This is a genomic window from Microbacterium sp. Au-Mic1, assembly GCF_021341785.1.
In the GTDB taxonomy this organism is placed as follows: domain Bacteria; phylum Actinomycetota; class Actinomycetes; order Actinomycetales; family Microbacteriaceae; genus Microbacterium.
The window spans coordinates 1-14,226 of the sequence record NZ_JAJTTF010000012.1; the positions used below are offsets into that span (position 1 = coordinate 1).

The following is a 14,226-nucleotide window of genomic DNA, read 5'->3' on the forward strand; positions in this document are numbered from 1 at the left end:
ACACCGCGCCCTGCCGGCGTGACGCGCACGCTACGCTGAGTCAGCGGCGCGCCGGGGTCCGCGCGCCGATGGGCTGCGTAGGGGATCGGACCGTGATGAGGATCGTGCAGATCGCACCGAGCGTCGCACCCGGCGCCGGCATCTCGGGTGTCGCGTGGGAGCTCGAGCGAGCGTTCCGCGCCGCCGGGCACACCGTGGAATCCCTCACCGCGCCGCAGCTCGTGCGCGTGCCCCCACGCACCCAACGGGCCGCCTGGCAGCGCCGGCTGTCGATGATCGGCACGCAGTTCCGCCTCGTCGTTCGGGGCAGCGCCCGCGCCCGGCGCTACCTCGCCGAGCGGCCGGACGCGGTCGCCCTGTGCCACGGCATGGTGCTCGCGGGCGACGTCTTCGTGAATCACGTGATCACGATCGCGGCGGTGCGCGCCCGCGGACGGGCGCTGTGGCGGGTGCTGCGCAATCCGATGGTGCCGTTCGCCTACGTCGTGGACCGGATCCGCTATCGCGGCCGCACGCATCGCGCGATCGTCGCGCTCACCTCGGCCGAGGTCGCCGAGCTGGAGCGCTGCTACGGAGTGGCGACCCCTCCGGTGCAGGTGATCCCCAACGGCGTGGACCTCGAGCGGTTCCGGCCTCCCACCGTCGCCGAACGCACAGCGGCCCGTGCCGCGCTCGGGCTGGACGACGAGCACCGGATCGCCCTCTTCGTCGGGCACGAGCTGCGCTGGAAGGGAGTGCCGCTCGCGATCGACGCCCTCGTGCACGCGCCGACCGTGATGCTGCTGGTGGTCGGCGGGGACTCCGAGACCGTTCCGCTGATGCTGCGCCGCGCCGAGCGGGCGGGGGTCGCCGACCGCGTGCACTTCGCCGGGGTGAAGACCGACCTGTCCGCGGTGTTCGCCGCAGCGGACATGTTCGTCTTCCCGACGCTCTACGAGCCCTACGGCATGGTGATCTCCGAGGCGCTGGCCTCGGGCCTGCCCGTGATCGCGACACGGCAGGGGTGCGCCGTCGACCTCGTCGAGGACGGCGTGAACGGCTACCTGGTGGATCCGGATCCGAAGGGCATCGCCGCCCGGCTCGAGCAGGTCGCGGCCACCGACGTCGCGGACTGGCGGGAGGCATGCCGGCGCAGCGTGGAGCACCTCGGCTGGGACAGGATCGCGCACCGCTACCTCGCCCTGTTGGCATCCGTGCGCCCGGACGCGGCGGATCCGACGCCTCCCTCGCCCGCGAAACCGAAGTTGCGTCGCGAAACCCACGATGAAAACGTCGGTCTCGCGACGGAGGTTCGGTCTCGCGGTCAGCACACTCCCGAGCCGGACCCCGAGCCCGCCGACGGCCGTGACGCCCGGCCCCTCGACATCGTGCACGCGGTCAGCTCGGACGGGTTCGCCGGGGTGGAGCGCTTCATCGTGCGCCTCGCCGCCGCCCAGCAGGCCGCCGGCGCACGGGTGCGCGTGATCGGCGGCGACCCGGCGCGCATGTCGGCGGCGCTCGCCGGCTCCGGCGTCGGGTTCGTCCCCGCGCGCGGCAATCTCGGGGTGCGCCGCGCGCTGCGAGCGGTGCGAGGCGACGCCGATGTGGTCAACGTGCACATGACGGCCGCCGAGGCCGCCGCCGCGCTCGCCTTCGGGCGCGGCCGCAGGCCCGCCGTCGTGGCGACCCGGCACTTCGCGCAGCCGCGGCGCCGCCATGCCACGGTGCACATGAACACGGTCGCCGCCCGTGTGGTCGATGCGGAGATCGCGATCAGCCGCGCGGTGGCGGCAGAGATCGGCGTGACCTCGACGGTCGTGCACTCGGGTCTGCCTCCATCGGAGCCGACCGCATCGCGTCCACGGGAGCGCATCGTGCTCGTCGCGCAGCGCCTCGAGGCGGAGAAGGCCACGGACGTGGCGATCGACGCCTTCGCCGCATCCGGCCTCGCCGCCGACGGCTGGCGGCTGTGGATCGCCGGCGAAGGTGCACGACGCGAGGAGCTCGAAGCCCAGGTCGCCCGGCTCAGTCTCGGCGGCAGCACCCGGTTCCTCGGGTACCGGTCCGATATCGCCGCGCTGCTGGCGCAGGCGGGGCTCCTCCTCGCCCCCTGTCCGCGCGAGGGTCTGGGGCTGACCGTCCTGGAGGCGATGCAGGCGGGCCTCCCCGCCGTCGCCGCCGGAGCGGGAGGGCACCTCGATCTGCTCGACGGGCTGGAGCCCGATGCTCTCTTCCCGCCCGGCGACGCGGAGGTCGCGGGAACGCGCCTGCGTCTGCTCGCCGCGGATCCGGAGGCACGGGCCCGGCTCGCGACCGCCGCGCAGCAGCGCCAGCGTGCCGGGTTCTCGCTCGAGGCCCAGGCCGCAGGGACGGATGCCGTGTACCGCGAGGCGATCGCCCGCCACGCCGCGCCGCGCGGCGCACGCGAAGGCGAGGCGCGGCGATGAGCGACCTGGTCGTGCTCTCGCTCGAGCGCTGGGACGAGGTGTGGCGACGCAATCAGCACCTGGTCTCGGGCCTGCTGCGGGAGGATCCTGCCCTCCGCGTGCTGTTCGTCGAGCCTCCGGACGACCCCCTGCACGCCCTCCGGCGGCGCGCCCGGCCGGAGTTCGGCCATGGCGTGCGCGCGGTGGCCGAGCGGCTGCACACGATCCGTCCCGTGAAATGGCTGCCGCGTCGGATGGACCCGGGGGCGGACGAGCGGATCGAACACACCATCACCCGCGCCGCGGCGCGGCTGGGCATGACGGATCCGCTGCTGTGGGTCAACGACCCGCGCATGGCCGGGCTCGCCCGGCGCACCGGCTGGAGGGCGCTCTACGACCTCACCGACGACTGGCTGGCCGCCGACCGGCCCGCGGCGGAGATGCACCGCGTCGCGGAGGGCGAGGCGTGGCTGCTCGGGCATGCGGCCGCCGTGGTGGCCTGCTCGCCCGAACTGGCGCGGCGCAAGAGTCCGCAGCGCCCGGACATCGCGGTGGTGCGCAACGGCGTCGACGTCGACGCCTACCGCACTCCGCAGCCGCGTCCGGCAGACCTGCCCCCCGGTCCGGTCGCGCTCTACCTCGGCACCCTGCACCGAGACCGCCTCGACGTGGCGCTGTGCGTGCGGACCGCGGCGGAATTGGGCGCGGGCAACCGGACCGGCGGCGCCGGCGACCCGGGGAGCGCCTGGGGCGGCCCAAGGAGCATCGGCACCGCGGGGAGCACCGGCACCACGGGCGGGAGCACCGCGAACGCCGGCACCAGCGGGACGGTCGTGCTGGTGGGGCCGAATGCGCTCGACGAGGCCGACACCGCCCGGCTGCGCGACGCGGGCGCGATCGTGCTCGGTGCGCGCCGACGCGAGGCGGTCATCGGCTATCTGCAGCACGCGGATGCGCTGCTCGTGCCGCACGTCGTGACCGACTTCACCGAGAGTCTGGATCCGCTCAAGCTCTACGAGTACCGGGCCGTGGGGCGCCCGGTCGTGTCGACGCCGGTGGCGGGCTTCCGCGACGCCGACGACCCGCTGATCCGGATCGCGACGACCGAGGACTTCCCCGACGCCGTGCGGAAGGCGCTGGCCGAGGCCATCGACCCGTCGCCGACCGTCCCGGCACCGCGGACGACGGGGGCGGATCCGGATCCGGCGCTCTCCGCCGACTGGTCCCTGCGCGTCGCCGAGATGCAGGCCGTGCTCGCCGCGGCGGCGGGATCATGAGCGCCTCGGGCCCGGTCCCCGCCGCACGGGACGTGGCGCGCACGCGGTCGCCGAGGCTCCGGCACGGCAGCGATGCGCAGAGCGGCGTCCTCACCGTCGCCCTCTGCGTGGCGACCGCGGCCCTCGGCACGATCGCCGCGTTCGCCGTGCCCGCGGGCCTGCCCTACGACGAGACCGCCCACTGGGCGAACGCCGTCTGGGTCGCCGCGCACGGCACCCTGCCCGTGCTCGGCGATCCCGGCGTGACCTACGAAGGTCAGCAGGCGCCGGTGTTCTACCTCGCCGCCGCCGGGATCATCCGCCTGCTCGGAACCGGCGAGGCCGGCTTCCTCGGCGTGCGACTGTTCGGCGTGCTGGGCGCCGTGCTTCTGACCTGGCTGGTCGCTCGGATCCTGCTCCGCACGATTCCCGGGCAGGCCGCAGCCGTCGTGAGCGGGACGGCGTTCGTGGCTCTGAATCCGATGCTGATCGTGATGTCGGCCTCGGTGCAGAACGACACCTGGTCGCTCGTGGCCGGGTTCGCGGCCGTCCTCGTCGCGCTCGGCGGTCCCGGCGCGAGACCGTGGGGGCGCGGACTGGTGCTCGGCGCGCTCGGCGCCGTCGCGATCATGGTGAAGATCACCGTCGCCCCTCTGGTGGGCGGACTGCTCATCGTGCTGCTCGCGCGCCGCCGCTGGCGCGAGTCGCTGGCAGCGGCGATCGTCATCGCGGCGGGCTGCACCTGGTGGGTGCTGCGCAATCTCGCGCTCTACGGCGATCTCACCGGGCAGGCGGGCGTGGACGCCGCAGGCTACCACTTCCAGTCGGGTGGGACCACCCCGTTCGCACTCGCCCGCGAGGCGCTCACCTACCTGACGCTGCCGGACGAGTACCTCCGCAACGTGTTCGCCGCCCCCGGCTGGGTCGATGTGCTCGCGGTGCTGGTGGGAGCCGTGCTCGTCGTCGGTGCCGTCGCGCTGCTCACGGTCGCCCGCGAGCGCGCCCGGGGGGTTCCGCTCGCGGTGCTCCTCGTCACCGGCGTCGCGAGCGTCGCCGCCTGGCTCCTGCAGGTCGGGCTCGGCTGGCACGTCGCGTTCCGCACCGCGTACGGCGCGCTGCCCCTGGCTGCTCTGGCGTTCGGGTCCGCGACGCTGTGGATCCGCCGCCGTCGCGGGGACTGGATCCTGTGCGCGCTGCTCGTGCTGGTGCTGCTGGTGCTGTGCGGCTGGACCGGCGTCCAGATCGCCGCGGTCGGCGACCGCGTGATGCTCCAGCTCTGACCCGCGCGCAACCCCGGTCGACGTCAGCCGCCCTCAACTCGCGGTCGCGGCGTCCGGCTGCGGGTCCGTCGGCGGCCGCTCCCCGTGCAAGGCCTCGTACACGTCGCCGATGAAGGCCTCGACGGCAAGGTCGCCGGTGACCGGGCCGCCCGCGAGCAGGCCGTCGGCGCCGAGCAGCACGGCGGACGGTGTGGCCCATTCCTCGATCGATCCGGCGACGTAGTCACCGCGGTCGTGCAGCGATTGCGGCTCCTCGCGTTCGGCCCAGCGGCTCGACGTCGGCTCCACCAGCAGCAGCCGCACGTCGACCTCGGGCAGCAACGCGCGGTAGTGCGCCCGCCGCTCCCGGATCGTCTCGCACGGTTCGCACATCGACGACAGCGCGAGCAGCAGCATCGGCTTCCTCGCGGCGAGCTCACGCAGATTCACCTCGGTGCCGTCCGCGAGCGTCACCGGCACCGACGGCGTGCGGCGACGCGCGTACTCGAGCTCATCACCGCGCGGGGATCCGCCCGGAGCGTCGGAGGGGCCACCGTCCGCGCCCGCCGCGGATCCGGGAACCACCGGCACCCCGGGTGTCGTCGCCGACGGGCGCGCGGGCGCCCGCCACAGCACGAGCGCGGTGGTGACGACGGCGATCAGCGCCGCCAGCAGCCACGGCAGGTGCGCGATCCCCGCCGCGAGCGCGCCACCCAGGAGCGGGGTGCCGGCCGCGCCGAGCGCGGCGCCGACTGCGAGGGCCGTCAGCCAGATGTTCCGCACCACCGTCGCACCGGTGACCGGCGCGGGTACCCCGAAGCAGGTGCACGATGCTCCCCCGCGGGCCGCGGCCCGTGCGACCAGCACCATGTAGGCGAGCATCAGGGCCGCGGCGACGGTGCCCGCGAGAGCGCCGAGCCAGCCACCGAGTGCCGCCACGGCGATGCCGAGAGCGCCCTCGGCCCACGGGTGCAGCCGCAGCAGCGCCGCACGCCGCAGCGGCCGGGGCACGCCGAGCGCCTCCCACTCCCGCGGGTCGCCGGGCGAGCGCAGCTTCGCCCCGGCGCTCACGAGCAGCACTCCCGCGAGCAGCAGCGGCAGTGTCACGGCGAACGGAACGGGCATGGTGCGATGCTATCCAGCGGGCGGCGGATCCGGGATGCGAAGAAGGCCCCGCCGAAGCAGGGCCTTCATACGAGTGCACCGGACATCACTGTGCCGCGATGTAGCCCTTCTCGGTCGAGTTGAAGGTCGAGCACGACGCGCCCTGGATCGGCGGGGCCGACGGGATGGTCGCGTTCGCCACCATGGGCGCGCCGCCGTTGACGGTGTACGTGATGCTCAGCGCGCCGTTCGAGCTGTTCGGCGCGTTCACCGTCAGCAACGCAGCGGTGTAGGTCGTGTGCGCCGGAACCGTGAACGGGTTGGCCTGGCTGGAACCGTCGTTGAGGTTCACCACCCGGACCCCGCCCAGGCTGCTGCCGTCCAGCGTCGCGGAGGTCACGTTGATCGTGATCTGCGCGCCCGTCGGGTTGGCGATCGTGAGCTTGAACGCGTAGCCCTTGTAGAGGGAGTTGGAGTTACCCGGGAGCTTGCAGCCCGTGCCGGCCAGCGTGATCGGACACGGATTCTCGGGGTTGAAATCGTTGCAGGCGCTCGCGGCCGCGAACGGCACGGTCGCGGCGACAGCTACGGCGGGCATGGCCCACGCCATTGCTTTGGTCACAGTGCGGCGGCTGATGCCTACCGACGGTTCGTTCTCAGACATATGCAGTTCCCCAGTCGAATGCAATGCGTTATGCGACCCCAGATGACGGCATAACGCGGACAAGAGCGATGTTAGCGTATGAGCCAATATTCCGATACGGGGTTCGCAATGATTTCGCGGGAGGACACGCGCGATGGCACGGGATTCAGCCCGCAGGACGACGCCGCGGGCGCTGCTGCCGCAGCTCGGCACCCTGCTCCGTGTCACGGGCGCCCGTCCGCGCCAGTGGATCCTGACCACCGTGGCCGCCTCGGTCGTTCTGGCCCTGCTCGACATGGCGGGCGTCGCCGCGATGCTGCCGCTCATGAATCTCATCACCACGGGATCCCCTCAGGGCCCCGTGCTCGAGTGGGTCGCTGCGACAGCCGGAAGCTCGCAGCTGTCCGTGCTGATCCCGCTCGTCGGCGGCTTCATTGCGCTCGTCTTCCTGATCAAGACCGCCGGATCGCTGCTGTTCCGGTGGTGGCTGCTGGGCCGCACGACGCGGATCACCGCCCTCGCCGCGACGGAGCTGATGAACCGGTACGTGCAGGCGCCCTACGCCGCGCATCGGGCGCGCACGCTGAGCGTCGTCTACCGCAACATCAACGATGCGACCAATCAGGCGGCGAGCGTGCTGATGGCCGTGGTCACGATGTGCTCGGACGTGCTCGTCCTGGTCGCGATCATGGCGGTGCTCGCGCTCGCGGCACCCGGTGCCACGGTGTTCACCATCGTGCTGTTCGGCGGCATCGTGGGCGGCGTGCAGTTCGCCCTGCGCCGGCGCCAGCTGCGGATCGGCGAGACGATCGCCCAATCCGGCCTCGAGGCCTGGCAGGCGCTCATGCCAGGGCTGGAGGGCTTCCGCGAGACCCGGCTGAGCTCCCGCGGCTCGGCGTTCGTCAACGACTTCCGCGAGTCGCGGTTGCGCAGCGCCCGGGCCGGTCGTGAGCTGAGCTTCATGAGCGACGTGCCGCGCCACATCCTCGAGATCGCGTTCATCATCGCGATCGTGGGCATCTCGATCCTCATGTTCGCCGTCGGATCCGCCGCACAGGTGATCCCGGTGCTGGGACTGTTCGCGACCGCGGCGCTGCGCGCGCTGCCCACCCTCACCCGGGTCTCCGCGAACCTCGCGACGACGCGGGTCGGCGGCGTGGGCCTGAACATCATGGTCGACGCGCTGGCCGAGCTGGATCCGGCCGACCTGTACGACGAGAAGCCGCGCAGCGACGAGCCGTACCGCGGCGACATCGTGCTCGACGACGTCACCTTCCGGTATCCCGACTCGGACGTGACGGTGCTGGACGGGCTCTCGCTCACCATCGGCGAGAACCGCACGGTGGCGTTCACCGGGGGCAGCGGCGCCGGCAAGACCACCGTGGTCGATCTGATCCTCGGCCTGTTCTCCCCCACGTCCGGCGTCGTCCGCTGCGGCGGGCGGAGCATCTCGGATGATCCGGCGACGTGGTACTCGGAGATCGGCGTCGTGCCCCAGGACGTGTACCTGCTCAGCGGCACGATCGCGCGCAATGTCGCCTTCGGAGTCGACCCCGCCGACATCGACCGGGATCGCGTGCACACCGCTCTCGCGCAAGCGCAGCTCAGCGACCTCGTCACGGATCTGCCCGACGGCATCGACACGATCGTCGGGGAGCGTGGCACCCGTCTCTCCGGGGGTCAGCGTCAGCGCGTCGGCCTCGCGCGCGCCCTGTACCTGCGCCCTCGGGTACTCGTGCTCGACGAGGCGACCAGCGCGCTCGACAACGCCACCGAGCACGAGATAGCGCAGACGCTGCAGTCCCTGCAGGGCACGATGACCATCATCATCGTCGCGCACCGGCTCTCGACCGTCCGGGCCGTCGATCACCTGGTGCATCTGCGCGACGGCGGCATCGCCGCACAGGGCACCTTCGACCAGGTGCGGGAACAGGATCCGGAGTTCGCGCGCCTGGTCCAGCTCGGCCGGCTGGAGTGATCCGAGCCCGAGCCTGAGCGCCTCCGCTCAGACGGCCGCGGCGCTCGGCCGCTCGTCCGGAGCGAACTGCCGCTGCGCGAGAGCGCGCACATGCGGCAGCCGCGCACCGATCCGTTCGCGCAGGGTCGTGTCGGCGAACAAGTCTGCGAGCGCTGTTCCGGCCTCGTCGCCGATGCCCGGCGCGGGGTCGAGGGTGTACTCCTCCAGGCCGAACATCCGCGCGAGGCCCTCCACCTTGCCCCGGGTGCGCAGCACGACGACGGGCGTGCCCTGCCCGAGGGCGAGGATCGACAGGTGCATACGGCCGGTGACGACCGCATCCGCCCGCGCCGTGAGCCACCGCACCTCGGCGGGGCGCAGCGCCCGTTCGACGAGCAGCACCCGGTCCGCGCGAGCCGCCGCCTCCCCCGCGCGCCGGCACACGGCGAGGTCGTCGTCCGCGTCGCGCAGGCAGTGCGGCAGCAGCACCACGCGCATGCCCTCCGCCGTCAGCCGATCGATGAGCGCAACGAACTCGGGCACGAGGTCGGTCCTGCGTTCGATGAGGCCACTGAGGTTGACGATGACGACCGGATCCGGAAGCTGCGCCAGCCAGGCCGAGACGTCCGCCGGCTCCCGCTCGCCATCGGCCGCGAACACCAGGTCGGCGGCCTCGACCGCGGCGATCCCCGCGCGGTCCAGCCGCTCGGCCGAGATCGGATCCCGCACGAACAGCCGCGCCTCTCGTGCCGCCCGCGCCAGCGCTGCGGACGCGGCGGAGTCGACCTTCTGACCCCAGCTGAAGCCCAGCAGCCGAGCGTCGGCGCCGAGCCGCCGCGCCAGCCGGAGCATCTCGGCGCGGGTCACCGCCTCTGCGCGGTTGTACCCGCCGTCCATGATGTCGGCGCCGATCACGGCGAACGATCGCGCGGCTCGGAGCTGGTCGGCGAGCGCGCACACCTCGCCCCAGCGTCCGCGCAGGGTCCCGCCGCTCAGCAGCGGCGCGTGCAGCACCCGCACCCGGGCGCGGTCCTCCTCCGGGATGACGTAGGCGTCGGCGTCGCGCATCACGGCCACGACATCGCCCGGGGTGTTCGCGAGATACGCCTCGAACATCGCCTGATCGCCGATGTTGCCGCCGCCCGCGGGGAGCATCACCGCATCCCGATCCCGATCCTGCTCCCGCTGGTCGGAGCCACGGCGGAGGGGAAGGCGCCGCGGATGCGCCAGCACGCGCATCCGCTCCACGGCGTGCACGAGGCGCAGCCCGGCGTCGGAGAGGAGCGCCTGCCGAGCGCGCGCGTACAGGCCGCGTCTGAGCCGCGATTCGCGCCGCGCGGCTGCGACGGCGGGCACCGTCCGGGCCCCTTCTGTGATCGGCATGCGTCCTCCGCCGCGATGCTATTGCCTGTGACCGCGCGGTGATATACCTGTGTCGTGGTTCACCCGACCCCGTCGTCGCACGACGGATCCGGCCCTCGGGCATGAGGATCGTCAGCTTCTCCCTCGTTGTGCCCTATCCGGGCATTCCGCACGCCGGCGGGGAGTACTACCGTCGGCATCTCGGCGCTCTGAGTACCCTCGGCCACGAGGTCACCGTCGTCGCCCCCGACACCGAGCTCAACCGGATCGGCCTCGCGCGCACGCAGGATCCCGGCCGTGTGATCCTGGTCGCGGGTGACGACTCCCGCGGTCTGCGTGCCCTCGATCGTCTCGCGGCGCTCCTGCTGCCGCACTGGCTCGCACCCAGCAGGCGCAGCGCGCTGCGACGCAGCCCCGCCGTGCGCGAGGCCCTTCGGCATGCGGAGTTCGTCGAGGCGCAGTGGGAGGAGACGGCGTTCCTCCTGCGGGGCGCGGCGGGACGGCGACCGACCGCGCTGGTCGCGCACGATGTGCCGCTGCAGCGGGAGCTCCGGTGGCTGCGATCCGCCCGGGCGCAGAGCGCCACCACCAAGGTCGTGTGGCGAGGATGGCGCGCGCTCGTGGTCGCCGTGACGCAGCCCTCGTCGTTCCGAAGCGCCGATGTCGTGATCGTGCTGAGCGACAAGGACGCCCGGCAAGTGCGTCGCGCCAGCCGGCGCCCGCGTGTGGTCGCACTCGATCCGCCGCTGTGGGATCCGGCCGAGCATCCCGATCCCGCACCGGGTGGAGCGGCCCTGTCAGGCGGAGAGGCACTGTCGGGCGGAGCGGCCACGTCGGGCGGAGAGGCCGTGTCAGGCGGAGAGGCCATGCCGGTCGGATCGGCCATGCCGGGCAGAGGACCCGCCGTGTTCGTCGCGGCCTTCGACCGGCGCGAGAACGTGGAGGCGGCCGTGTGGCTGCTGGACGAGGTGTGGCCCTCGGTGTGCGCGGCCCTGCCCGAGGCTGCGCTGATGCTCGTCGGCGTCCACCCTCCGGAGTCGCTGTACCACCGTGCAGCGCTGATCTCCGGAGTGACCGTCACGGGCTATGTCGACGACCTCGACGAGGTCTATGACACGGCCTCGGCCGCGCTCGTCCCGCTGCACTCGGGGGCAGGCGTGAAGTTCAAGACGATCGACGCGCTGCTGCGCGGGCTCCCCGTCATCGCCACCACGGTCGGTGCGGAGGGGATCACCGACGACGACGGCCGGCACCCGTTCCCCGTGACGGACGATCCGCGCGAGTTCGCCGCCGCAGTGGTCACCGCACTCGGAGGCGCCTCCGCATCGGATTCCGAGGTGACCGAATGGGCGCGCACCCGGTACGGCACCGACCGCTACGCGCGCCGGCTAGTCGAGCTGATCCCGGCGCTGGGCGTGCACTCCCCGCTCTGAACTCCCTCTGCGTCGAAGACGCGTTCCTGGGGACGCCCCGTCTCCTCCCCCAGCCCGCATCGAGCGAGCGCAGCGGGCGCCCGCCCCGTCGTCACCTCGGGTCGTCGAGCGAGGACGCGCGCAGCGCGACCGAGACGAAACGCGCGCTCTCGCGGCTGCTCACGCGATGTGTTCGGTGCGCGCTCTGCCGCCGAGGCGCGGTGGGGATCCGGTGCCGGGTGGGGGCAGGAACCAGACTCTCGCGCGGATGCCGGTGCCGTCGACACGGATGTTCCAGCCGTTGTCGTGGATGAGGTGGTGGCAGGTCTCGCAGAGCAGCACACCGTTGGACAGGTCTGTTTTGCCGTGGTCGCGTTTCCACCAGTCGATGTGGTGGGCTTTGGTCATTCCGGGTGGGAGTCCGCAGAACGCGCACCCCCCGTCGCGTTCGGTAAGGGCGTGGCGTTGGGCGCGGGTGAAAAGGCGCCGGTCGCGTCCCCAGTTCAAGACCTCCCCGTTGTCCCCGCACACCCAGCTGGTCATGCCGCCCCCGCCTGCCATGCGGCGGACGGTGTCGATGCTGACCGACTGTTCGATCCCGTCGATCAGCCCGAACCCGCTGCCGTGCTCCAGGTCGGTCGCGTTGACGCGGACGATCACGGTCGCCCCGTTCAACGTCTTGTTCCGCTGACAGGTGAGGGCATGTTCGGCGAAATGGACGAGAGCGTCGGCCTGGACCTGCACCACGCTGCGCCGATCCGCATCCGGGGCGGCCGGGTCCCGGCCCTCACGTTTCGCGGCGAACTCGGCAGACACGAACCCCTCGATCGCCGTCTTCACCGCCGCCGCCCGTCCCGGATCCAGCACCGCGTTCACGTGCAGCATCCCATCCCGCTCGAACATCGACAGCGACGCCCGCGACCGCAACTCGTCCTCCCGCGGGGCGACCCCATCCGGATCCAGATGCGCCTCCAACCGGGTCACCATCCGCCGGACCTCGTCCAACGACAACCCGGGCGCCTTGCCGACCAGGAACTCCTCCGCCTGCGCGACGGCCCCACGGCCGACTTTCACGATCATCCGGTCCAGGAACGTGACCAGCAGATCCGCCACCGCCGCGCCGATCCGGCCCACGGCCAGCGCCTCCCGCAGTGCGGGGAACTTCGCCGGCAGCGGCTCCCCGATCAGGTTCGAGCGCGGCGCGGTGGCCTCCCCGACCTTGACCAGCCGGGTCGCGTCCCCCGTCGACGTCCCGGTGGTCGTCGCGATCAGTTGGGCCGTGTTCCGGTAGCCCTGCTGCTTCGCCAAAGACTCCGGCCCCAACTCTCGCCGCGACTCGTACGCGATCGCCGCCGCGACCTCTGCATGCACCGCTCCTGAGGAACGGTGCAGCAACCCCAGCACGTCGTTCACTGCCACCAGCTGCGCGCGCGACAGATCCCCGCCAGACCGCGCATCACCCCACGCCTCCACCAGAAGCCGAGTGGCTTCCAGGAGCGGATCAAGGGTGCTGGTCATGCTCCGATCCTACCAGGGATCGAAGATATGTTCTAGAGTTGTCGACAAGTGGATTCCAGCTTCGACCTGGGAATTCCCTGCACTTGCAAGACGCCGCACCGGTCGCTCCGCCCGCTTCGACGGGCCCGGCGTCCCGCCGCCCTAAGCTGGCCCCATGGGCGAGCGTCGCGTCATCCACGCCATCACGCCGGGCGACCACTTCTCCCCCCGCACCGGATCCGCGGTTCCGACGGTGGTGCATCTGCTCGCGGATGCCGCCGTGCGTGCGGGCGACGCCCGTCATGGCGTGATCCTGGACCGCACCACCATGTCCCCGCGGTATGACGGCGTCGACCTGATCGAGTACGACCGCGCGCCCGGCGTGACGCGCAACGGCCACTACCTCGATGCCGCGGCAGGGCGCCTCGGCCTGCTCCGTCCGCGGGTCGCGCAATGGTTCACCCCGCTCGCGGATGCGGTGCGCGCGCTGCCGGAGGCCGATGTGCTCGCGCACAACGCGCCGATCCTGCCCCGGCTGCTGCGCGGCAGCGGCCACCGCGTGTCGATCTATGCGCACAACCAGCTGTTCCGCACCTACGGTCCCCGCGAGGCGGACCGCATCGTCGGAGAGGCGGCGGCGGTCATCTGCGTGAGCGACGCTCTGGCGGACGAGACCAGCGCGCTGCTGCCGCGCGCGCAGCGATCGAAGGTGGCGGTCGTGGAGAACCCGGTGGACACTTCCCGGTTCTCCCCTGCCTCGCAACGGGCCACCGGGTCCCGTCCCGTCCGCGTGCTGTACGTCGGGCGGATGATCCCGTCGAAGGGTCCCGACGTGCTGGCCAGGGCGGCCAGGGCTTTCGGACCGGACGAGGCCGAGTTCGTGTTCGTGGGCAGCCACGAGTTCGACCCGAATGCGCCCGCCACCCCCTACGAGCAGGAGGTGCGCGACCTCGCCCTCGCGAGCCGTGCCACCGCGACCTTCCTGCCGTTCGCCGACAGGGACGCCCTCCCTGCCCTCTATCGCGACGCCGACGTGCTCGTCGTGCCCTCGGTCTGGGCCGAGCCCAGCGGGCTGATCCTGGGCGAGGGCATGGCGAGCGGCCTGCCGATCATCGCCTCCCGCACGGGCGGCATCCCGAGCGTGGTCGGAGACGTGGCCGTGCTCGTGCCGCCGAACGACCCCGACGCGCTCGCCGCCGCACTGCGCGAACTCATCGCGGATCCGGCGGACAGGATCCGGCGCGGCGAGGCCGGCCTGCGCCGGGCGGAGCAGCGGAATCCGGACTGGGCGTGGGCGCGGCTGCGCGCACTGCTCGAGCGGATCTGATCCA

At 72.5% G+C, this 14,226-nt stretch carries 10 protein-coding genes; 6 read left to right on the forward strand and 4 right to left on the reverse strand.

Annotated features, from left to right (window positions below; all coding sequences use genetic code 11):
• Positions 1-95 precede the first annotated feature (95 nt).
• Genes LXM50_RS15070 through LXM50_RS15080 form a run of 3 tightly spaced genes read left to right on the forward strand, consistent with a single transcriptional unit; the run spans position 96 to position 4,941 of the window.
• Positions 96-2,426 carry a glycosyltransferase gene (locus LXM50_RS15070; RefSeq protein ID WP_233312300.1) on the forward strand — a complete coding sequence of 777 codons (2,331 nt, stop codon included), beginning with the start codon at positions 96-98 and terminating at the stop codon, positions 2,424-2,426.
• Positions 2,423-3,682 carry a glycosyltransferase gene (locus LXM50_RS15075; protein ID WP_233312301.1) on the forward strand — a complete coding sequence of 420 codons (1,260 nt, stop codon included), beginning with the start codon at positions 2,423-2,425 and terminating at the stop codon, positions 3,680-3,682. Before LXM50_RS15070 ends, LXM50_RS15075 begins: the two co-directional genes overlap by 4 nt.
• Entirely contained in the window at positions 3,679-4,941 is a 1,263-nt protein-coding gene (locus tag LXM50_RS15080) for a glycosyltransferase family 39 protein (protein ID WP_233312302.1), read from the forward strand. Before LXM50_RS15075 ends, LXM50_RS15080 begins: the two co-directional genes overlap by 4 nt.
• Positions 4,942-4,974: 33 nt before the next feature.
• On the opposite strand, the gene LXM50_RS15085 is transcribed toward LXM50_RS15080, so the two are convergent.
• Both LXM50_RS15085 and LXM50_RS15090 read right to left on the reverse strand, forming a co-directional pair.
• A complete protein-coding gene (locus tag LXM50_RS15085) occupies positions 4,975-6,045 on the reverse strand; it encodes a MauE/DoxX family redox-associated membrane protein (RefSeq protein WP_233312303.1) in 1,071 nt (356 codons plus the stop codon).
• A gap of 85 nt (positions 6,046-6,130) precedes the next feature.
• On the reverse strand, positions 6,131-6,622 hold the full coding sequence (locus LXM50_RS15090; protein WP_233312304.1) for a hypothetical protein: 492 nt from the start codon (positions 6,620-6,622) through the stop codon (positions 6,131-6,133).
• 199 nt (positions 6,623-6,821) lie between these two features.
• Here LXM50_RS15090 and LXM50_RS15095 point away from each other — a divergent pair, with 199 nt between their 5' ends.
• Positions 6,822-8,645 (forward strand): ABC transporter ATP-binding protein, encoded by a 1,824-nt coding sequence (locus tag LXM50_RS15095; RefSeq protein WP_233312305.1) that lies wholly within the window; start codon positions 6,822-6,824, stop codon positions 8,643-8,645.
• A gap of 27 nt (positions 8,646-8,672) precedes the next feature.
• On the opposite strand, the gene LXM50_RS15100 is transcribed toward LXM50_RS15095, so the two are convergent.
• On the reverse strand, positions 8,673-9,980 hold the full coding sequence (locus LXM50_RS15100) for a polysaccharide pyruvyl transferase family protein (RefSeq protein WP_233312306.1): 1,308 nt from the start codon (positions 9,978-9,980) through the stop codon (positions 8,673-8,675).
• A 128-nt stretch (positions 9,981-10,108) separates the two neighbouring features.
• On the opposite strand from LXM50_RS15100, the gene LXM50_RS15105 reads away from it, so the two are divergent.
• Positions 10,109-11,419 carry a glycosyltransferase family 4 protein gene (locus LXM50_RS15105; RefSeq protein WP_233312307.1) on the forward strand — a complete coding sequence of 437 codons (1,311 nt, stop codon included), beginning with the start codon at positions 10,109-10,111 and terminating at the stop codon, positions 11,417-11,419.
• A gap of 159 nt (positions 11,420-11,578) precedes the next feature.
• Here LXM50_RS15105 and LXM50_RS15110 read toward each other — a convergent pair whose 3' ends face one another.
• On the reverse strand, positions 11,579-12,916 hold the full coding sequence (locus LXM50_RS15110) for an HNH endonuclease signature motif containing protein (RefSeq protein WP_233312308.1): 1,338 nt from the start codon (positions 12,914-12,916) through the stop codon (positions 11,579-11,581).
• 154 nt (positions 12,917-13,070) lie between these two features.
• On the opposite strand from LXM50_RS15110, the gene LXM50_RS15115 reads away from it, so the two are divergent.
• Positions 13,071-14,222, forward strand: a complete 1,152-nt coding sequence (locus tag LXM50_RS15115; RefSeq protein WP_233312309.1) for a glycosyltransferase family 4 protein — start codon at positions 13,071-13,073, stop codon at positions 14,220-14,222.
• Positions 14,223-14,226: the final 4 nt, after the last annotated feature.

What these genes read in the sequence shown, in the direction of transcription:
- LXM50_RS15070 (WP_233312300.1), top strand. Translation starts at nt 96, where the DNA reads ATGAGGATCGTGCAGATCGCACCGAGCGTCGCACCCGGCGCCGGCATC.
- LXM50_RS15075 (WP_233312301.1), top strand. Translation starts at nt 2,423, where the DNA reads ATGAGCGACCTGGTCGTGCTCTCGCTCGAGCGCTGGGACGAGGTGTGG.
- LXM50_RS15080 (WP_233312302.1), top strand. Translation starts at nt 3,679, where the DNA reads ATGAGCGCCTCGGGCCCGGTCCCCGCCGCACGGGACGTGGCGCGCACG.
- LXM50_RS15085 (WP_233312303.1), bottom strand. Translation starts at nt 6,045, where the DNA reads ATGCCCGTTCCGTTCGCCGTGACACTGCCGCTGCTGCTCGCGGGAGTG.
- LXM50_RS15090 (WP_233312304.1), bottom strand. Translation starts at nt 6,622, where the DNA reads ATGCCCGCCGTAGCTGTCGCCGCGACCGTGCCGTTCGCGGCCGCGAGC.
- LXM50_RS15095 (WP_233312305.1), top strand. Translation starts at nt 6,822, where the DNA reads ATGGCACGGGATTCAGCCCGCAGGACGACGCCGCGGGCGCTGCTGCCG.
- LXM50_RS15105 (WP_233312307.1), top strand. Translation starts at nt 10,109, where the DNA reads ATGAGGATCGTCAGCTTCTCCCTCGTTGTGCCCTATCCGGGCATTCCG.
- LXM50_RS15110 (WP_233312308.1), bottom strand. Translation starts at nt 12,916, where the DNA reads ATGACCAGCACCCTTGATCCGCTCCTGGAAGCCACTCGGCTTCTGGTG.
- LXM50_RS15115 (WP_233312309.1), top strand. Translation starts at nt 13,071, where the DNA reads ATGGGCGAGCGTCGCGTCATCCACGCCATCACGCCGGGCGACCACTTC.